Here is a 19531-nt window from a genome sequence, read left to right as displayed (position 1 = left end):
AATGGGTACCACCATCGTCGAGCGAGAGCCGAGCCGTGAACACACGCAGCGTCTACATCACCAGCCCCGAGGGCGATACCGGAAAGTCGACGGTCGCTCTGGGGGTCCTGGACCAGCTCGTCCGGCGCGCGACCCGCGTCGGGGTGTTCCGACCGGTCGCGCGGAACACCGCACGCGGCGACGCCGCCGAGGACCGCGACTACGTCCTCGAGCTCCTCCTCGCGCACGACGGCGTCGACCTGGCCTACGAGGACGCGATCGGCGTGACCTACGAGGACGTCCACGCCGACCCGGACGCCGCGCTGAGCCGGATCCTGTCCCGCTACCACGCGGTGGCGGCCGTGTGCGACGTCGTCGTGGTGATCGGCACGGACTACACCGACATCGCCGGCCCGACCGAGCTCGCCTTCAACGCCCGCGTCGCCGCGAACCTCGGCTCCCCCGTCCTCCTGGTCGTCTCGGGCAGGAACCGCGATGCCGGGGGCATCCGCCAGCTCGCCGAGGTGTCCGTGGGCGAGCTGCAGGCCAACCACGCACAGCCGGTCGGCGTGATCGCCAACCGCTGCACCCCCACGGACCTCGAGACCGTCCGGTCCGAGCTCGACGCCCTCGACCTGCCGTCCTGGGCGATCCCGGACGAGCCGTTCCTGACCGCACCGACCGTCCAGGCGATGATGGAGGCCGTCGACGGCCGGCTCGTCTTCGGCGACCGCGAGCTGCTGGGCCGCGAGGTCCTCGACGTCCTCGTCGGCGCGATGAGCCTCGAGCACCTCCTCGAGCGCATCACGGACGGCGCCCTGATCATCACCCCCGGCGACCGCGCCGAGCTCCTCATCGGCCTGATCGCGGCGCACTCCGCCCCGGGCTTCCCGTCGATCGCCGGCATCGTGCTCAACGGCGGCTTCTACCCGCCGCCCACGAGCGCCGACCTGATCGCCGACCTCGACCCGCGCCTTCCCGTCATCCGCACGGAGATGGGTACGTTCCGGACCGCGAGCGCCGCGTCCCGCGTCCGGGGCCGGGTGACCAAGGACTCGCAGCGCAAGATCGACACGGCCCTGGCCCTGTTCGAGCAGAACGTCGACGGCGCCACGCTCCTGCAGCACCTCGACGTCCCCCGCCCGGACACGGTCACGCCGCTGATGTTCGAGTACGAGCTCTTGTCGCGGGCGCGGGCGGACCGCAAGCGGATCGTGCTCCCCGAGGGTTCTGACGACCGGATCCTGCGGGCGGCCTCGACGCTCCTCGGCCGGCAGGTCGCCGACCTCGTGATCCTCGGCGAGGAGCCGGAGGTCCGCTCGCGCGCGATCGAGCTGGGCCTCAACATCGAGGCGGCGCGCATCCTGTCGCCGCACGACCCGGCGTACGTCGACCGGTTCGCCGCGGAGTACACACGGTTGCGGGCGCACAAGGGCATGACCGTCGAGCGGGCTCGGGAGATCGTCACCGACGTCTCCTACTTCGGCACCATGATGGTGCACATGGGCGACGCGGACGGGATGGTCTCCGGTGCCGCGCACACCACGGCCCACACGATCCGGCCGTCGTTCGAGATCATCAAGACCGTTCCCGGCGTCTCGGTCGTCTCGTCCGTCTTCCTGATGTGCCTGGAGGACCGCGTGCTCGTCTACGGGGACTGCGCCGTGAACCCCGACCCGTCCGCGACCGAGCTCGCAGACATCGCCATCTCGTCGGCCGCGACCGCCGCGCAGTTCGGTGTGAACCCGAAGGTCGCGATGCTGTCCTACTCGACGGGCGCGTCCGGCTCGGGTGCCGACGTCGAGAAGGTCCGGGACGCGACCGCCCTGGTGCGGGAGCGCTCGACGGACCTCTTCGTCGAGGGCCCGATCCAGTACGACGCGGCCGTCGACGCCAGCGTCGCCGCGTCGAAGATGCCCGGGTCCGACGTCGCGGGCAAGGCAACCGTGTTCATCTTCCCGGACCTGAACACGGGCAACAACACCTACAAGGCCGTCCAGCGCTCAGCCGGCGCCGTGGCCGTGGGCCCGGTCCTGCAGGGCCTGAACAAGCCCGTCAACGACCTCTCGCGCGGCGCGCTGGTCCAGGACATCGTCAACACCGTCGCCATCACCGCCATCCAGGCGCAGGCCGGAACTTCTCAGGGAGACCCCGCATGAGCACACTTCCCGCCGGCGACGGCGTCACCACCGCACGAGGCGCCCACGGGTCGGTCCTCGTCCTCAACTCCGGCTCGTCGTCCCTGAAGTACCAGCTCGTCAACCCGGTGGGCGGTGAGGCGATCGCCACGGGCCTGGTCGAGCGGATCGGCGAGGACGGCCCCGGGCTCCTCAAGCACAAGTTCGCCGGCAACGCGACGGTGCGCGAGCAGCCGATCGCCGACCACGGTGACGCCCTGCGGCTCGCGCTCGGCATCTTCGAGGAGGTCGGCCCGTCGATCGAGGACGCTCACGTCCGCGCGGTCGGGCACCGTGTCGTCCACGGCGGGGCGATCTTCTCCGAGCCGACCCTGATCGACGACGACGTGCTCCGGCAGATCCGCGACCTGATCCCGCTCGCCCCGCTGCACAACCCGGCGAACGCGACGGGGATCGAGGTGGCCCGCGAGCTCCTGCCTGACGTCCCGCACGTCGCGGTCTTCGACACCGCCTTCTTCGCGACGTTGCCCGAGGCTGCCGCGACGTACGCCCTGAACAAGGACGTCGCCGAGGAGCACGGCATCCGCCGGTACGGCTTCCACGGCACGTCGCACAACTACGTCTCCGGGAAGGCCGCACGAGTCCTGGGTCGGCGCCTCGAGGACCTGAACCAGATCGTCCTGCACCTCGGCAACGGGGCCTCCGCGTCCGCGGTGCGCGGCGGGGCGGCGGTCGAGACCTCGATGGGCCTGACGCCCCTCGAGGGCCTCGTCATGGGCACCCGGACGGGCGACATCGACCCCGCCGTCGTCTTCCACCTGATGCGCAACGCGGGGATGGACGTCGACGAGGTCGACACGCTGTTCAACAAGCAGTCGGGGCTCAAGGGGCTGAGCGGCGAGAACGACTTCCGTGCGCTGCACGAGCTCATCGCCGAGGGAGACGAGGACGCGGAGCTCGCGCTCGACGTCTACCTGCACCGGCTCCGCAAGTACATCGGCGCCTACGCCGCGGTCCTCGGCCGCGTCGACGTCATCGTCTTCACGGCCGGGGCCGGCGAGAACGACGACGTCGTCCGCTCCCGCGTGATGGAGGGGCTCGAGGGATTCGGCTTTGCCGTCGACCCGGAGCGCAACGCCGGGCGGATCAGCGAGCCGCGCGTGATCTCTCCCGAGTGGGCGCGGACCACCGTCATGGTGATCCCCACCAACGAGGAGCTGGCGATCGCCCGCCAGTGCCTGGAGGCCACCGGCGCCTGACGGGCGAGAGCCCCTACGGCAGGCGGAGCCTGTTCATCAGCCGCAGCGCGCCGGTGAGCAGGCCCGTCGCCCGGGCTGCGCCCGTGTCGTAGAGCGTGTCCAGGCTCAGTCCGCGCATCACGCCGCGCTGGACGACGATGCTCCGCGACTCGGTCATCGCCTCGATCGCCTCCCGGCCGTGGCGCCGCCCGAGGCCCGACGACTTGTGGCCGCCCTGGGGTGCGCCCACCGAGCCCCACGCCGACGTGAACCCGTCGTTGACGCCGACGGTGCCCGCGTCGATCCGGGCCGCGATGCGACGGCCACGGCGCGTGTCGCCGGTCCACACGCTCGCGTTGAGCCCGAACTGCGTCGCGTTCATGCGTTCGACGGCCTCGTCGTCCGAGCCCACGACCGTGATCGCGACCACCGGCCCGAACGTCTCCTCCGTCGTGCACACCGCGTCGTCGGGAACGTCGCTGAGCACGGTGGGCGCATAGCTGTACGGCCCGACGTCGGTGCGGTGCACCCCGCCGGCGAGCACCCGCGCACCGCGGGCGACCGCGTCCTCGACGTGCCCCTGCACGCGGTCGAGCTGGGCCTGCGACGTCAGGGACCCGATGTCGTAGCCGTAGTCGAGCCCCGTCCCGAGGCGCAGGTCGCGCACGAGCGGGACGAACACCTCGAGGAACTCGTCGAGGACGTCCCCGTGGACGTAGAGCCGCTCGATCGAGACGCAGAGCTGGCCGGTGTTCGCGAAGCACGCACGCGCCACCCCGGACGCGGCGAGCACCGGGTCGACGTCGTCGGCCACGTAGAGGGGATTCTTCCCGCCCAGCTCGAGGGTTGCGCCGATGAGGCGCTCCCCGGCCCGGCGACCGACGACCCGGCCCGTCGGGGTGGACCCCGTGAAGGCGATGTGGTCGGCCCGGTCCACGACGGCCGCCCCGATCTCGCCGCCACCGGCGACCACCTGGACCACGCCGTCGGGCAGCCCTGCCTCGGCGAGGAGCTCGACGGCCCAGAGCGCGGTCAGCGTCGTCTGGGGATCCGGCCGCAGCACGGCGGCGTTGCCCGCGACCAGCGCGGGGAGGAGCTCGGACACCGAGAGCGTCAGCGGGTAGTTCCACGGGGACACGACGCCGACGACGCCGACCGGGCGACGGTCGACCGTCACCGAGGTGAGGACCGGGAACATGCCCGGCTCGCGCCGGTCCGCGAGATATCGACCTGCACGCACGGAGAAGTGCCGGGCCGCCACCGAGCAGTACGCGACCTCGTCGAACGCGCTCGTCCTCGACTTGCCGGTCTCCATCTGGACGATGTCCAGCACCTCGGTCTGACGCTCGAGCACCAGGTCGGCGAACCGTCGCAGCACGGCGGTACGCTCCCGCAGTGCCGTGGCCGCCCACGACGGCTGTGCGGCGCGTGCCCGGGAGAACGCCAGCTCGACGTCGTCGTCCGACGAGGTCGGGAACGTCACCAGCGGCGCGCCCGTGAACGGGAGCTCGGAGGTGTGCGTCCCGCTGGTCTGCGAGGTGACGATGCGCGCGATCAGCGGCGTCGCGACGTCGGGCTCCAGGGCGTACGACGACGCGGGGTGCTCCGGGTCCAGCGGGCCGGCGGAGGCGGAGAGCGCGGAAGGGTTGTCCATGCCCCCAGGTTATCCGGCGGGTACGACCCCGACGGTCAGCGCGGCTGGTACGGCGAGACGACGACCTCGACGCGCTGGAACTCCTTGAGGTCCGAGTATCCCGTGGTCGCCATCGCCCGGCGCAGCGCACCGACGATGTTCGTGGTGCCGTCGGCCTGACGTCCGGGACCGAAGAGGATCTCGTCGAGCGGGCCGTGGTTGCCGACCTCGACGCGCTCGCCGCGCGGCAGCTGCGAGTGGTGCGCCTCGGGGCCCCAGTGCCAGCCGCGACCGGGCGCCTCGTCGGCCCGGGCCAGCGCTGCGCCGAGCATGACGGCGTCGGCACCGCAGGCCACGGCCTTGACCATGTCCCCGGAGTGCCCGACCCCGCCGTCGGCGATGACGTGGACGTAGCGTCCGCCCGACTCGTCGAGGTAGTCGCGCCGCGCCGCCGCGACGTCGGCCACCGCGGTCGCCATCGGGGCGTGGATGCCGAGCGAGACGCGCGTGGTGTGCGCGGCGCCGCCGCCGAACCCGACGAGCACGCCCGCGGCACCGGTCCGCATGAGGTGCAGCGCGGCCGTGTAGGTGGAGGCTCCGCCGACGATCACGGGGACGTCGAGCTCGTAGATGAAGCGCTTGAGGTTGAGCGGCTCGGCATTGCCCGAGACGTGCTCCGCCGAGACCGTGGTGCCGCGGATGACGAAGAGATCGACACCGGCGTCGACGACGGTCTGGTAGTGCTCCTGGGTGCGCTGCGGGGAGAGCGCACCGGCGACGGTGACGCCCGCGTCACGGATCTCCTTGAGCCGCTGCGTGATCAGCTCGGCCTTGATCGGCTCCGCGTAGAGCTCCTGCATGCGCCGGGTCGCGTCGGCGGGTGCGAGCGAGGCGATCTCGGCGAGGTACGGCTCCGGGGTCTCGTACCGGGTCCACAGGCCCTCGAGGTCGAGGACGCCGAGGCCACCGAGCTTGCCGAGCTGGACGGCCGTGGCCGGGCTCATCACCGAGTCCATCGGCGCCGCGACGATCGGCAGGTCGAAGTGGTAGGCGTCGATCTGCCACCCGACGGACACGTCCTTCGGGTCGCGCGTGCGCCGCGAGGGCACCACCGCGATGTCGTCGAAGGAGAATGCGCGGCGACCACGCTTTCCACGGCCGATCTCGATCTCGTTGCTCACCCGGACAGCCTACCGGCCAGCCGCGCCCCCGCCCGGCCCGCGTCCGGCGCGTCACAGTCCGAGGATGTCGCAGACGGCGTCCGAGAACTCCTCGAGGTCCTCGGGGCTGCGGGCCGTGACGAGGGTCCAGCCCCGCCGGGTGCAGATCACGGGCGCCCGGTCGTGCCACGTCCCCCCGGCGTTCACGACGTCGGTGCGCAGGCTCGGGAACGAGGTCAGATCCTTGCCCCGGACCAGGTTCGCCTCGACGAGGAGCCACGGCCCGTGGCAGATCGCGGCGACCGGCCGGCCCGCCTCGGCGAACGCCCGGACGAGGGCGACCGCGCCGTCCTCCGTCCGCAGCCGGTCCGCGTTGACCGTCCCGCCGGGCACGAGCAGCAGCTCGTGCTCCGCGACGAGGTCCGGCACGTCGGCGTCGCCCAGCAGCACGTCGGCCGTCCGGGTCCCGGACGCGTCGAGGTCCGCGTCCACGAGCCCGACTTCGCGGCCCGTGGCCACGTGCGTCAACGTCGCCCCGCGGCCCTCGAGCTCTCGCCACGGCTCGGTGAGCTCGACCCGTTCCACGCCGCCGTCCGACGTGAGCACCAACACCCTGGACTCCATCGACCCTCCACTGTCCGTCTGGGTCAACTCTCGTCCGTCCGTGCGGAGATCGCACGCCGGGCCGTGCGGACGACTGTCGGAGGCTCGTGGTTGCCTCGGAGTCGTCGGGGACACCCGGCGACGACGACGAAGGGCGTGGACATGACCTGGAGCACCGGGCCTCTGCTGGGTTTCGACACCGAGACGACAGGGGTGGGCGTCGCGACCGACCGGATCGTCACGGCGGCGCTGGTCCTGCGCGAGGGTGACACCACCTCGGTGCGCACGTGGCTGATCGACCCGGGTGTCGAGATCCCGACCGAGGCGGCGGCCATCCACGGGATCAGCACCGAGCACGCCCGCGAGCACGGCCGGCCGCCGGCCGAGGCGCTCGAGGAGATCGCCCGGGCCATCGCCGCGGAGCTGGATCGTGGCGTCCCGGTCGTCGCCTACAACGCGTCGTTCGACCTCTCGATCCTCGACGCGGAGCTCGGCCGCCACGACCTGCCGACGATCTCCGACCGGATCGGCCGGCCGGTCAGCCCCGTGATCGACCCGCTGGTGCTCGACCGCGGCCTCGACCGCTACCGTCGCGGCAAGCGACGGCTCGGGAACCTCTGCGACGAGTACGGCGTCGTCGCCGGTGCAGCCGGCCTGCACTCGGCCGACGTCGACGTCATCGCCACCCTGGACGTGCTCGCGGCGATCGTCGCCCGGCACCCGGACGTCACCACGAAGGCGCTGCCGGAGCTGCACGAGTTCCAGGTCGCCGCGCACCGCGAGTGGGCGACGAACTTCAACGAGTGGCGTCGACGGCAGGGGTTCGAGGGCGAGGGAGCCTCGGTCGCCTGGCCGTGTAGCGCATAGGCCGCCAACTCACCATTCGAATGCCGGGCTGTGCACATCTCGTGAAGAACCCTCGAAGACGCGGTTCGATGCCCCTCGGCATCTCATCTGTGAGTTAACGTCGCCGCATGACCACTCTTGAGGAGACCCCCGCACACCTGGTCCAGGTCGGCACGCTCATCCGCGGCGCGCGCCAGCACCGTGGATTCACCCAGGCCCAGCTGGCCGAGCGCCTCGGCACCAGCCAGAGCGCCGTCCACCGGGTGGAGCAGGGCGCACAGAACATCAGCCTGGACATGATCACGCGGATCTCCGAGGCGCTCTCGACCGAGCTCGTCACCCTGGGCGGACCCAAGCACTCCCACCTGCGCGTGACCGGCGGTCAGCAGCTCAGCGGCAGCATCCGCGTGAACTCCTCGAAGAACGCCGCGGTCGCGCTGCTGTGCGCCTCGCTCCTCAACCGCGGCCGGACGACGCTGCGCGACGTCGCACGGATCGTGGAGGTCGACCGCATCCTCGACGTCCTGACGAGCGTCGGCGTCCGGGCGACGTGGTCGGCGAACGGTCGCGACCTGGAGCTGGTCCGCCCCGACCACCTCGACCTCACCAACATCGACACCGAGGCGGCACGGCGCACGCGCTCGATCATCATGTTCCTCGGCCCTCTGCTGGGTCTGGAGGACGAGTTCAGGCTCCCGTACGCCGGGGGCTGCGACCTCGGCACCCGCACCGTCGAGCCGCACATGATCGCGCTGCGGCCGTTCGGCCTCGCCGTGACCGCCACGGACGGCTTCTACGAGGCCGCGGTCACGCCCCGGACCGGGGACGTCACCGTGGTGCTGACCGAGCGCGGCGACACCGTCACGGAGAACGCGATCATGGCGGCAGCGTGCCACGACGGCGTGACCACCATCCGCAACGCCTCACCCAACTACATGGTCCAGGACCTCTGCTTCTACCTCGACCTGCTGGGGATCCGGATCGAGGGCATCGGCACGACGACGCTCCGCGTGCACGGCGTCACGGACGTGAACGTCGACGTGGAGTACGCCGTCTCCGAGGACCCGGTCGAGGCAATGAGCCTCCTGACCGCAGGGATCGTCACGCACTCGGAGATCACCGTCCAGCGCGTCCCGATCGAGTTCATGGAGATCGAGCTCGCGATGCTCGCCGAGATGGGACTCCGCTACGAGGAGTCCCCGGAGTACCTCGCCCGCAACGGGCGCACCCGCCTTGTCGACATCACCGTCTACCCGAGCGACCTCGTCGCCTCGCAGGGCACGATCCACCCGATGCCGTTCCCGGGACTCAACATCGACAACCTGCCGTTCTTCGTCGTCATCGCCGCCTGCGCGGACGGCAGCACGCTGGTCCACGACTGGGTCTACGACGGCCGCGCGATCCACCTGACCGACCTCACGCGCCTCGGCGCGAACGTCCGGCTCCTCGACGCCCACCGGCTCGACGTCACGGGCCCCACCCGCTGGTCGGGCGCCGAGGTGAGCTGCCCGCCCGCGCTGCGGCCCGCCGTCGTGATCCTGCTGGCGATGCTCGCGGCCAAGGGCGAGTCGGAGCTGCGCAACGTCGACATCATCGCCCGCGGGTACGAGCAGCTCGCCGACCGGCTGCGCGAGCTCGGGGCGCAGATCGAGACGTTCCGCGACTGAGCCACCCCGCACGCCGTACGACGACGGCCGGTCACCCTGTCGGTGACCGGCCGTCGTCGTACGGTTCCGGGAGGCAGGCCCCGGGCCCTGCCTACCGTCCGGCGTAGTTCGGTGCCTCGACCGTCATCTGGACGTCGTGCGGGTGGCTCTCCTGCAGGGAGGCCGCGGTGATCCGGATGAAGCGCCCCTTCTCCTGCAGCTCGGGGACCGTCCGGGCACCGACGTAGAACATCGTCTGGTGCAGACCGCCGACGAGCTGGTGGGCCACCGCGGTGAGCGTGCCCTTGTAGGGCACCTGCCCCTCGATGCCCTCGGGGACGATCATGTCGTCGCTTGCGACCTCGGCCTGGAAGTAGCGGTCCTTGGAGTACGACTTCTTGCCGCGCGAGGACATGGCACCCATCGAGCCCATGCCGCGGTAGGCCTTGTACTGCTTGCCGTTGACGAGGATCGTGTCGCCGGGCGACTCCTCCGTGCCAGCGAGCATCGACCCGAGCATGACGGCGTTGGCGCCGGCCACGAGGGCCTTGCCGATCTCCCCGGAGTGCCGCATGCCGCCGTCGGCGATGACCGGCACGCCGGCCGGACGTGCGGCCTTCGACGCCTCGTAGACGGCCGTCACCTGAGGCACCCCCACCCCGGTGACGATCCGCGTGGTGCAGATCGAGCCGGGGCCCACGCCGACCTTCACGGCGTCGGCACCCGCGTCGACGAAGGCCTGCGCGCCCTGCTGCGTCGCGACGTTGCCGCCGATCACCTGGACGTGGCGGGTGGCCGGGTCGGTCTTCAGACGGCGCACCATGTCGATGAGCATGCGGACGTTGCCGTGCGCGGTGTCGGCCACGAGCACGTCGGCACCGGCCTCGACGAGCGTCGTCGCACGCTCCCACGCGTCCCCGAAGTAGCCGATCGCCGCACCCACGAGCAGCCGACCCTGGCCGTCCTTGGACGCGTTCGGGAACTGCTCGGACTTCACGAAGTCCTTGACGGTGATGAGCCCCGCGAGCCGTCCCGCGTCGTCGATCAGCGGCAGGCGCTCGAGCTTGTGCCGGCGCAGCAGCATCGTCGCGTCGTCGCGCGAGATCCCGACCGGCCCGGTGATCAGGGGCATGTGCGTCATCACGTCGGCGACCGTGGTGGTCGCCCACTCCGCGACGGGGGTGAACCGCAGGTCGCGGTTGGTGACGATGCCGATCAGGACGTCGTCCTTGCCGACGACGGGGAAGCCGGAGATCCGGTACTCCCCGGCCCGCTGGTCCAGCTGCTCGAGGGTCGCGTCCGCGTTGATCGTGACCGGGTTCGAGATGATCCCGGTCTGCGTCCGCTTCACCAGGTCGACCTGGTACGCCTGGTCCTCGATGGAGAGGTTGCGGTGCAGCACACCGATGCCTCCCTGGCGTGCCATGGCGATGGCCATCCGCGACTCGGTCACGGTGTCCATGGCGGCGGAGATCAGCGGCACGCGGATGGAGATCTCGCGCGTCAGCCGCGTCGTCGTGTCGATGTCCGTCGGCGCCAGGTCTGAGTATCCGGGCTGCAGCAGCACGTCGTCATACGTCAGGCCCGTGAAGCCGAACGGGTCGTGGTCCAGGGGGCGGGAGTCAGCGATCGGGTCCGTCACGCCTCAATCCTACGGCCGACGGCGTGACCGACGGTCACGGGTTCTCACCGGACGAGCGCGAGCACCTCGTGCAGGAGCCCGGTGAACGACCGCACGCGCAGCACCGTGGACGCGAGAGGCAGGTCACGTGCGGCGCTGTCCGCGCTCGCCCCGACGAAGATGGGCAGGTCGGGGTTGGCCTCGTGGACGGCGCTGACGATGTCGAGCTCGGGGCGCGGGAGCGACGTCACGGTCACCATCGCCGCGGGCCGGACCATCGTCACGAGCTCGCACGAGCGGTGCGCGTTGGTCGGGCCGGTGACGATCCGCGTCGCCGCACCCTGCGCGTTGAGCGCCGCGGCGAGCGCGTGGGCCGCCATCGGCAACCGCTCCTCCGGCGCGACGAAGATCAGGACGAGCTTGCGCATCCGGCTGGGGTGGTTGGCCGGGGGCCCGCCGGCGGAGACGATGGCCTCCTCGCGCGCACGGCTGTAGCGCCGCAGGGCGTCGAGCGTCGCGTTGGCGAGCCCGACCACGGGGTCCTCGCCGGCGCCCGCCAGGACGGTGCGCTCGTACAGCCTCCGGAACGCGGGCTCGACCAGCCCGGTCCACCACGTCCCGGGGTCGCCCTCGACGCCGATCTCCAGGAGCGTGGCACAGGCGGCCTCGTCGTAGGCGGTGGCCGCGTCGACGATGTCCGAGACGTCCGCGCGTGCCGTCGTCCCGCCCGCCCCGCTCGCTCCACCGGGCGACTGCCGCGGCGGCCTCGAACCCCCCGGCTCGTCCGACGAGCCGGGCGCGTCGGGAACCGCCCGGAGGAATCCACGAGCGGCAGGCTTCTCGTCACCCTCCGGCCCTGCGCTCTCCCCCGGCTCCGACCCACCGGCGAGAGCGGTGGCCGCGTCGTCGGTCGCCGCGGCGGTGACGCGAGCCAGGTCCTCCGACGGGTCGACGTTGCTGAGGTCCGCCTCGAGCGCCGCCTGCGCCGCGTCGACCGGTGCGACACCCTCGAGCGTGAGTCCACGCATGACGAGCAGTCGCGCGACGTCCTCCGCCGTGTACCGCCGGTGCGAGCCCGCGGTCCGGCCGGAGGGACCCAGGCCGTAGCGCCGGTCCCAGGTCCGCAGGGTCGCCGGCGCGACGCCGAGCCGACGGGCGACGGCGGCGACGGTCAGCGCTGGTCCACGGGTTCCCGATGCACTGGAATCTCCGTCGTCGGACGGGGGCCGGGTTTGCGTCATGCCTCGATTGTGCAGAGCAAAAGTGCCACCGGCTAGCGCGCCTCGCCGGGGAATCGCAGACGGCGCGACTATGGCGCGGTTTGCCCCCGATCGGGGTTGACGAGAAGTTCGTCACCCGCAGCCCCTTGAACAACTTCTGCAACGCTTGTATGTTGATCCGCATGACGGAGATTTCGAGGTTGCCAGGTCCGGTCATGGAACTCTGGGAGTGGCAGTACCAGGGCGCATGCCGAGACGTCGACGACACGCTGTTCTTCCACCCCGAGGGCGAGCGTGGCTCGACCCGCCGGCGCCGTGCCGACGCGGCCAAGGCCATCTGCCACAGCTGCCCCGTGATGATGGAGTGCCGCGAGCAGTCGCTCCGCGTGCGCGAGCCCTACGGCGTCTGGGGCGGGCTCTCGGAGGACGAGCGCAGCGCGATCCTCGCCGAGCGCGCCGGCAAGGCCGTCTGACCGGATTCGGTCCGCGTGCCGACGCACCACCTCGCCACCCGTCGCCAGCTCTCACAGTGACGCGACCCTGAACAACTCACCGAGCATCCTCGACACAGCACATTCTTGACGCAGCACGACGAAGGCCCCGCGACCAATGAGGATCGCGGGGCCTTCGACGTGGTGCGGTGCGTCAGCGGACGACGACCGCCAGCACGTCGCGAGCCGACAGGACGAGGTAGTCGTCGCCGTCGTAGCGCACCTCGGTGCCGCCGTACTTGCTGTAGATGACCTTGTCGCCGACGGCGACGTCGACGGGGACTCGGTTGCCCTTGTCGTCGATGCGGCCCGGGCCGACCGCCAGGACCTCGCCCTCCTGGGGCTTCTCCTTGGCGGTGTCGGGGATGACGAGACCGGAAGCGGTCGTGGTCTCGGCCTCGAGGGCCTTCACGACGATCCGGTCCTCGAGCGGCTTGATGGAGACCGACACGTCGGACCTCCCTTTCGCAGTGAGAACTTCAACGGATGGAAGTGCACTCCTGGACCGGGCGTCGTCGCGGGTGCCGACCGGACTGGTGTGTGCGTGGATCGTCGCGACGCGATCGCCGACGATGATCCACTGACAAATCTATGCCCCGCTTAGCACTCGGTCAACACGAGTGCCAGAACTCGGTCCGGGCGCCCCCGCGCGTGAAAGACTCACGGCATGGATGCCGCCTCGCTGACGCCGCTGCTCACGCCCGAGGGCTGGTCGCTCCTGAACGCCCTGCCGCCGTACGACGAGTCCGAGGCGATGGTCCTCCTCGAGGGCCTGCGGGCCAAGGGCGTGGACCCGGCGCTCGCCGCGGCGGCGATGACGCAGTCCCGTCTCCGTGCCGACGGCCGCGCCAAGTTCGGCGACCTCGCCGAGGGCATGCTGTTCACGCAGGCGGGGCTCGAGCAGGCCACCCGGCTCGTCGTCGCCGCACGCCACGCGCGCCGGTTCCACGACGCCGGTGCGTCGCACGTCGCCGACCTCACCTGCGGGATCGGCGCCGACGCCATGACGTTCGCCGGGGCCGGGCTCCGGGTGCTGGCCACCGACATCGACGAGGCGACGGCGGCGATCGCGACGGTCAACCTCCGCCACTTCCCCACCGCCGTGGTGCGCCACGCCGACGGTCTGGGTCTCGACCTCGCGGCCGAGGGCGTGGACGCCGTCTTCGCCGACCCGGCGCGCCGGACCCGGCGCGGGGCGCGCATCGTCGACCCGAAGGCTTACGCCCCGCCGCTCGACGACGTGTGGGGACTGCGCGACGTCGTCCCTGCCGTCGGGATCAAGGTCGGTCCCGGGATCGCGCACGCCGGCCTGCCCCAGGACGCCGAGACGCAGTGGGTCTCGGTCGACGGCGACGTCGTGGAGGCCGGGATCTGGTTCGGGCCGCTGGCTCCGGACGGGCCCGGTCACAGCGCGCTCGTGCTCGCCACCGTCCACGGGGACGACGGGCCGACGACCGTCGCCGAGACGGTGCGGGGCGACCTCGACCTCGCCCCGGAGGTCGGCGGGCTCGGGGCGCACCTCTACGAGCCGGACGGAGCGGTGATCCGCGCGGGGCTCGTCGCGCACGCCGCGGAGCGCCTCGGCGGACGCCTGGTCGACCGGACGATCGCCTACGTCACCACCGACGAGGTGGTCCCGCCCGCCGCGAACGGGCTCGCCGCGGGCCTCGCGACCGGATACCGCGTGCTCGACACGTTCCCGTTCGGCCTCAAGCGGCTCAAGGCCTACCTCCGCGAGCGGGACGTCGGGCGACTGACCATCAAGAAGCGCGGCACCGCCGTCGTCCCCGAGCAGCTGCGCCGCCAGCTCGATCTGCGAGGATCCGCGGAAGCGACGATCATCCTCACGAGGGTGGCCGGTGCCCAGACGGTGCTGGTCGTCGAGCCCCACGCCCACGCGCACCGGAAGGACGGCCGTCGATGACGCTGGAGTTCACCCCCTCGGAGCGGTCCACGATCGGGATCGAGTGGGAGCTCGCACTCGTGGACGCGGACTCCGGCGACCTCCGGCAGGTGGCAGCGACCGTGCTCGACGCCATGACGGACGAGCAGGGCGACCTCGACGCCAACCTGCGGCAGGAACTGCTGCTCAACACCGTGGAGGTCGTCAGCGAGCCCCGCCGCACGGTCCGCGAGGCGGCCGACGACCTGGAGCGTGCGATCACCCGCATCCGCTCGGTGACCGACCCCCTGCGCGTCGAGCTGATGTGCGCGGGCACGCACCCGTTCGCCCGGTGGGACCACCAGAAGGTCACCGACAAGAAGCGGTACCAGACCCTGATCGACCGCACGCAGTGGTGGGGCCGGCAGATGCTGATCTACGGCGTGCACGTCCACGTCGGCATCGAGGACCGTGACAAGGTCCTGCCGATCCAGCGCGCGATGCACTGCTTCTTCTCGCACCTGCAGTCGCTCTCCGCGTCGTCGCCGTTCTGGGGCGGCAAGGACACCGGCTACGCCTCGAACCGCGCGCTGATGTTCCAGCAGCTCCCGACGGCGGGCCTCGGCTTCCAGTTCAACGACTGGGACGAGCTCGAGCACTACGTCGACGACATGCTGCACACCGGGGTCATCGACTCCTGGGACGAGGTCCGGTGGGACATCCGCCCCGCCCCCCACTTCGGCACCCTGGAGATGCGGGTCTGCGACGGCATCACGAACATCACCGAGCTGCGCGCGATCGCGGCACTCACCCACTGCCTCGTCGAGCACTTCTCCACGATGATCGACGAGGGCAGGGAGCTCCCGTCCCTGCCGCCGTGGTTCCTGCAGGAGAACAAGTGGCGGTCCGCCCGCTACGGCATGGACGCGATCATCATCACCAACGCCGCGGGCGACGAGCGCCTCGTGACCGACGCGATCGACGACCTCGTGACCGACCTGGCGCCCGTCGCCGCGCGCCTGGGGTGCGCCGACGAGCTCGCCGACCTCAAGGTCACGTTGCGCCGCGGTGCGTCGTACCAGCGCCAGCGCGCGGTGGCCCGACGCAACGCCGGGGCGTTCGACGCCGTCGTCGGGTCCCTCGTCAAGGAGATGCGGGCCGGGCGCCCGCTGTAGCTCAGACCGAGACGGTGGTCAGCGGCATCGAGGAGTCCACCCCGATGTCCAGGGACGACGGCGCGACGCCTGCCCGCACGACGGCGGACCCGAGGGCCGCGATCATGGCCCCGTTGTCGGTGCAGAACCTGATCGGCGGGATCCGCACGTCGATGCCCGCCTCGGCGCACCGTGCCCGCGCCATGTCCCGCAGCTGCGAGTTGGCGGAGAACCCGCCGCCGATCACGAGGGTGTCGACACCGTGGCGCTCGCACGCGGCGATCGTCTTGGCCGTCAGGACGTCCGCCACCGACTCCGCGAACGACGCGGCGACGTCCTCGAGCGAGAACGCCTCCCCCGCGTCCTGGCGCGTCTCGACCCAACGGGCCACGGCCGTCTTCAGGCCGGAGAACGAGAAGTCGTACGCGTGCTTCTCCTGGTCCTTGCGCGCCGTGAGCCCTCGCGGGAACCGGATCGCGGTCGGGTCACCCTCCCGCGCGAGACGGTCGATGTGGGGTCCGCCGGGGTACGGCAGGCCCAGCAGGCGACCGACCTTGTCGAACGCCTCCCCCGCCGCGTCGTCGAGCGTGGAACCGAGCTCGGTGACGGACGTCGCGATGTCGTCGACCAGCAGGAGCGAGGAGTGCCCCCCGGAGACGACGAGCGCCATCACGCGGTCGGGGAACGGCCCGTCGACGAGCTGGTCGACGGCGGCGTGCCCGACGACGTGGTTGACCCCGTAGAGCGGCTTGCCGAGGGCCACGGCGAGAGACTTGGCCGCAGCGGCCCCGATCGTCAACGGACCGACCAGGCCCGGACCGGCGGTGACCGCGATCGCGTCGACCTCGCTCAGGTCGACGTCCGCCTGGCCGACCGCACGCTGGATCGTGGGGACCATCGCCTCCAGGTGCGCACGCGACGCGACCTCGGGGATGATGCCGCCGTAGCGGGCGTGCTCGTCCATGGACGACGCCACCGCGTCGACGAGCAGCTCGTCGCCACGGACGAGCGCGACGCCCGTCTCGTCGCAGGACGTCTCGATACCGAGGACCAGGGGGTCACCAGAAGCCATGCTCCGAGGATAGTCGGGTCCGGACGGCCCCCGTGCGATGTCGTGCACGTCACGCCCGATCCGGGACTCTCAGACGCGGCCGCCCGGTTCACCCAGGTATGAGCATCGACACCCTCACCCACGACCTGGCCATCGACGACGCGACCGCGGACCTCCTCTTCCGCGAGGCGCGCACGATCCGCGAGTACTCGGACGCCGAGGTCACGGACGCACAGATCGCCGCCGTCTACGACCTGGTCAAGATGGCCCCCACGGCCATGAACACGCAGCCGCTGCGGCTGCTCTCGGTCCGTAGCCCCGAGGCGCGCGAGCGCCTCGTCCCGCACATGGCCGAGGGGAACCAGGCCCGGGTCTCGGCCGCTCCGCTCTCGCTCGTCGTCGCCTACGACCCCGCGTTCCACCGGCACATGGACACCCTGTTCCCGCAGGTCCCGGGCATGGGCGACAAGTTCGCGGAGATGCCCGAGGTCCGGGAGGAGATGGCACGGACCAACGCGCTGCTCCAGGCGGGCTACCTCATCCTCGCGCTGCGCGCGGCCGGCCTCTCGACGGGCCCGATGAACGGCATGGACTTCGCCGGGGTCGACGCCGAGTTCTTCTCCGAGAACGGCTGGCGCTCGCTGCTCGTGGTCAACGTCGCCGTCGCCGACGGTCCGGGCACGCCGCACCCGCGCACGCCCCGCCTGGACGCCGCCCAGGCGATCAGCACGATCTAGCTACTCGCCCGTGGCCACCGGCCGTGCGTCGTCGTGGGACCACTGCGACCACGAGCCGGGGTACAGGGCCGCGTCGATGCCCACGGCCGCGAGCGCCGCGACCTGGTGCGCGGCGGTGACGCCGGATCCGCAGTACACGCCGACGTCGACCCCCGGGAGCACCCCGACGGCCGCAAACCGCTCCCGGAGCCGCTCGTCGGCCAGGAAGGAGCCCGCGTCGTCGAGGTTCTCGTGGGTCGGCGCGCTCCGTGCCCCGGGGACGTGACCGGCCCGGGGGTCGATCGGCTCGACCTCGCCGCGGAACCGCTCGGCGGCCCGCGCGTCGAGCAGCACCCCGGAGCGGGTCAGGAGCGCCGCGTCGCTCGCGGTGAGGACCGGCATCCCCCCGGGGCGCACGACGACGTCCCCGCGCTCGGCGAGCACCTCGCCGGACTCGGTGGGAAGGTCGGCTCGCACCCAGGCGGGCAGCCCACCGTCGAGGATCCGGACGGCGGTGTGCCCGGCCCATCGCAGGAGCCACCAGGCACGGGAGGCGGCCGTCCCGCCCGTGGCGTCGTAGACGACGACCGGTGCGCCCTCACGCACGCCCCAGCTCCGCGCCGCCTGCTCGAAGACCTCGGGGGCCGGGAGCGGGTGGCGGCCGGCCGCGGGGGACGCGGGGCCGGCGAGCTCGAGCTCCATGTCGACGAAGACCGCCCCGGGCAGGTGCCCCTCGAGGTACCGCTCGTGCCCGTCGTCCTGCCCGAGCGCCCACCGGACGTCGAGGAGGACGGGCGGCTCGACGTCGTCGAACGCCCCGGAGTCGTGCGGGTGCTCACCGAAGCCGAGCTCCCACGCGAGGCGCTCGGGGCTGACCAGGACGTCTTCGCGTGTCATTCGACGGCCTCCGCACCGACGGGTCCGGGAGTCTCGCGCAGCTCGAGGCGCATCGTGTACGCGTCGACGTTCCCGGGTTGGTAGTAGCGCCGACGCAGGCCCATCTGCTCGAAGCCGTGCTTGGCGTACATCGCGAGGGCCGCGTCGTTGGTGACCGCGACCTCCAGCAGCACGGCCGAGGCCCGCAGGACGCGGGAGCGCTCGACGAGGGCGTCGAGCAGGAGCGTCCCGACGCCCTGGTGCTGTGCCGCGGGGTCGACCCCGATCGTCATGATCTGGGTGACGTCGCCGTCGAACCAGAGTCCGGCGTAGCCGACGATCTCCTGCGGCCCTGCGGCGTCGAGCGGCTCGGGCTCGGCCGCCACGTACCAGCGGCCGGGGCCGCCGAGCTCCTCGGCGAGCATGCCGTACGTCCAGGCGCCCCGGCCGAAGAGCCGCTGCTCGAGCACGACGACGCGGCGCAGGTCGGGGGCCTCGAGGGCCCGCAGCCGGATGGTGCCGCCGCGGGGCCCGGCGATGCGTCGCTCGGGCACGGGGTCGAGGACCGTCATGCGTTCTCCACCGGTACGGCCCGCTTGCGCGGTGCGGGCACCTGCACGTCGGGCCGGCGCAGGTACAGCGGCTCGGTCGGCTGCTCGACGCCGGCGGCGCGGCGGGCCAGCGCGATCCGGGCCAGGAGAACGGGGTCGGGAGTCTGCGGGGCGTCCTCGGGTGCGAGGAGGGCGTCGGGGTACAGGGCGGCACCCTGACCGACCACCGTCGCGCCGTCGGTACGGAGGTCCGCGGCAGCGGCGACGTCGAACCCGTCCGTGCGGCGCAGGTCCGGTACGCCGTACGTCGCGGCCGTCGAGAGCACGGAGTAGCGCGCCCAGTACACCTGCCGACGCCGGGCGTCGGTGGCGACCAGGACCTCGGCGTCGGGCAGCAGACCCAGGTCGGCCACCGCCTGCACGGCGACCGCGTCGAGGCTCGGTACGCCCAGCACGGGGATCCCGAGGGCGAGCGCCGTCGTCCGGGCGGTCACGAGGCCGACGCGCAGACCGGTGAACGGCGCCGGGCCGGTCCCGCCGACGACGGCCGTCAGGTCGGCGGGCGTGATCGACGCCTCCAGCAGGAGGTCGGCGACCATCGGTGCGAGCAGCTCCGCGTGCCGGCGCTGCTCGGGGACGACGGCGGACGCGAGGCGCGCGCCGTCCTCGCGGACGACGGCGGCGGCGACCGCGGCGGACGTGTCGATGCTCAGAACTGCCACGGCT

General features: G+C 72.0%; 18 protein-coding genes. 8 read left to right on the top strand and 10 right to left on the bottom strand.

From position 1 onward, the window contains the following. Positions 1 to 35: 35 nt before the first annotated feature. Together pta and Q343_RS0103680 are read left to right on the top strand one after the other, a co-directional pair. On the top strand, positions 36 to 2138 hold the full coding sequence (gene pta / locus Q343_RS0103685) for a phosphate acetyltransferase (protein WP_029252237.1): 2103 nt from the start codon (positions 36 to 38) through the stop codon (positions 2136 to 2138). After that, positions 2135 to 3376, top strand: a complete 1242-nt coding sequence (locus tag Q343_RS0103680; RefSeq protein ID WP_043109207.1) for an acetate/propionate family kinase — start codon at positions 2135 to 2137, stop codon at positions 3374 to 3376. Before pta ends, Q343_RS0103680 begins: the two co-directional genes overlap by 4 nt. Before the next feature lie 13 nt (positions 3377 to 3389). Here the strand turns inward: Q343_RS0103680 and Q343_RS0103675 are convergent, their stop codons facing one another. From Q343_RS0103675 to Q343_RS0103665, 3 genes are read right to left on the bottom strand one after another with little or no spacing between them, the layout of a single operon-like run. Further along, the gene (locus Q343_RS0103675; RefSeq protein ID WP_029252235.1) at positions 3390 to 5009 is read right to left on the bottom strand and encodes a succinic semialdehyde dehydrogenase; all 1620 of its coding nucleotides are present in this window, start codon (positions 5007 to 5009) and stop codon (positions 3390 to 3392) included. A 35-nt stretch (positions 5010 to 5044) separates the two neighbouring features. After that, positions 5045 to 6169 carry a GuaB3 family IMP dehydrogenase-related protein gene (locus tag Q343_RS0103670; protein WP_029252234.1) on the bottom strand — a complete coding sequence of 375 codons (1125 nt, stop codon included), beginning with the start codon at positions 6167 to 6169 and terminating at the stop codon, positions 5045 to 5047. Positions 6170 to 6220: 51 nt separating this feature from the next. Then, on the bottom strand, positions 6221 to 6772 hold the full coding sequence (locus Q343_RS0103665) for a DJ-1/PfpI family protein (protein ID WP_029252233.1): 552 nt from the start codon (positions 6770 to 6772) through the stop codon (positions 6221 to 6223). A 141-nt stretch (positions 6773 to 6913) separates the two neighbouring features. Here Q343_RS0103665 and Q343_RS0103660 point away from each other — a divergent pair, with 141 nt between their 5' ends. Both Q343_RS0103660 and Q343_RS0103655 read left to right on the top strand, forming a co-directional pair. After that, positions 6914 to 7618, top strand: coding sequence for an exonuclease domain-containing protein (locus tag Q343_RS0103660; RefSeq protein ID WP_029252232.1), 705 nt, complete (start codon positions 6914 to 6916; stop codon positions 7616 to 7618). A gap of 107 nt (positions 7619 to 7725) precedes the next feature. Continuing rightward, entirely contained in the window at positions 7726 to 9264 is a 1539-nt protein-coding gene (locus Q343_RS0103655) for a helix-turn-helix domain-containing protein (protein WP_029252231.1), read from the top strand. A 91-nt stretch (positions 9265 to 9355) separates the two neighbouring features. Here the strand turns inward: Q343_RS0103655 and guaB are convergent, their stop codons facing one another. Then, positions 9356 to 10885 (bottom strand): IMP dehydrogenase, encoded by a 1530-nt coding sequence (gene guaB / locus Q343_RS0103650; RefSeq protein ID WP_231959214.1) that lies wholly within the window; start codon positions 10883 to 10885, stop codon positions 9356 to 9358. 44 nt (positions 10886 to 10929) lie between these two features. Continuing rightward, complete coding sequence (locus tag Q343_RS0103645; protein ID WP_029252229.1) at positions 10930 to 12105, bottom strand: MerR family transcriptional regulator; 1176 nt, start codon at positions 12103 to 12105, stop codon at positions 10930 to 10932. A gap of 161 nt (positions 12106 to 12266) precedes the next feature. Here Q343_RS0103645 and Q343_RS0103640 point away from each other — a divergent pair, with 161 nt between their 5' ends. Then, the gene (locus tag Q343_RS0103640; RefSeq protein WP_029252228.1) at positions 12267 to 12557 is read left to right on the top strand and encodes a WhiB family transcriptional regulator; all 291 of its coding nucleotides are present in this window, start codon (positions 12267 to 12269) and stop codon (positions 12555 to 12557) included. 172 nt (positions 12558 to 12729) lie between these two features. Here Q343_RS0103640 and groES read toward each other — a convergent pair whose 3' ends face one another. Next, positions 12730 to 13026: a co-chaperone GroES gene (gene groES / locus Q343_RS0103635; RefSeq protein ID WP_029252227.1), complete on the bottom strand. Its 297-nt coding sequence runs from the start codon at positions 13024 to 13026 to the stop codon at positions 12730 to 12732. Between the two features lie 216 nt (positions 13027 to 13242). On the opposite strand from groES, the gene Q343_RS0103630 reads away from it, so the two are divergent. Beyond that, positions 13243 to 14499 carry a THUMP-like domain-containing protein gene (locus Q343_RS0103630; RefSeq protein WP_029252226.1) on the top strand — a complete coding sequence of 419 codons (1257 nt, stop codon included), beginning with the start codon at positions 13243 to 13245 and terminating at the stop codon, positions 14497 to 14499. Further along, complete coding sequence (locus tag Q343_RS0103625; RefSeq protein ID WP_029252225.1) at positions 14496 to 15632, top strand: glutamate--cysteine ligase; 1137 nt, start codon at positions 14496 to 14498, stop codon at positions 15630 to 15632. The genes Q343_RS0103630 and Q343_RS0103625 overlap by 4 nt, the downstream gene beginning before the upstream one ends. 1 nt (position 15633) lies before the next feature. Here the strand turns inward: Q343_RS0103625 and tsaD are convergent, their stop codons facing one another. Beyond that, positions 15634 to 16683, bottom strand: coding sequence for a tRNA (adenosine(37)-N6)-threonylcarbamoyltransferase complex transferase subunit TsaD (gene tsaD / locus Q343_RS0103620; protein WP_029252224.1), 1050 nt, complete (start codon positions 16681 to 16683; stop codon positions 15634 to 15636). Between the two features lie 98 nt (positions 16684 to 16781). Between tsaD and Q343_RS0103615 the strand changes: the two genes are divergently transcribed. Then, the gene (locus Q343_RS0103615; protein WP_029252223.1) at positions 16782 to 17399 is read left to right on the top strand and encodes a malonic semialdehyde reductase; all 618 of its coding nucleotides are present in this window, start codon (positions 16782 to 16784) and stop codon (positions 17397 to 17399) included. Here the strand turns inward: Q343_RS0103615 and Q343_RS0103610 are convergent, their stop codons facing one another. Genes Q343_RS0103610 through tsaB form a run of 3 tightly spaced genes read right to left on the bottom strand, consistent with a single transcriptional unit; the run spans position 17400 to position 19527 of the window. Further along, entirely contained in the window at positions 17400 to 18275 is an 876-nt protein-coding gene (locus tag Q343_RS0103610; protein ID WP_029252222.1) for a sulfurtransferase, read from the bottom strand. It abuts the gene before it with no gap. After that, entirely contained in the window at positions 18272 to 18826 is a 555-nt protein-coding gene (rimI, locus tag Q343_RS0103605) for a ribosomal protein S18-alanine N-acetyltransferase (RefSeq protein WP_029252221.1), read from the bottom strand. The genes Q343_RS0103610 and rimI overlap by 4 nt, the downstream gene beginning before the upstream one ends. Further along, positions 18823 to 19527 (bottom strand): tRNA (adenosine(37)-N6)-threonylcarbamoyltransferase complex dimerization subunit type 1 TsaB, encoded by a 705-nt coding sequence (tsaB, locus tag Q343_RS0103600; RefSeq protein ID WP_029252220.1) that lies wholly within the window; start codon positions 19525 to 19527, stop codon positions 18823 to 18825. Before tsaB ends, rimI begins: the two co-directional genes overlap by 4 nt. Positions 19528 to 19531 lie beyond the last annotated feature (4 nt).

This window comes from Paraoerskovia marina DSM 21750, from assembly GCF_000701465.1.
GTDB classification, from domain to species: Bacteria; Actinomycetota; Actinomycetes; order Actinomycetales; family Cellulomonadaceae; genus Paraoerskovia; species Paraoerskovia marina.
This window is presented reverse-complemented; position numbering and strand designations above follow the sequence as displayed.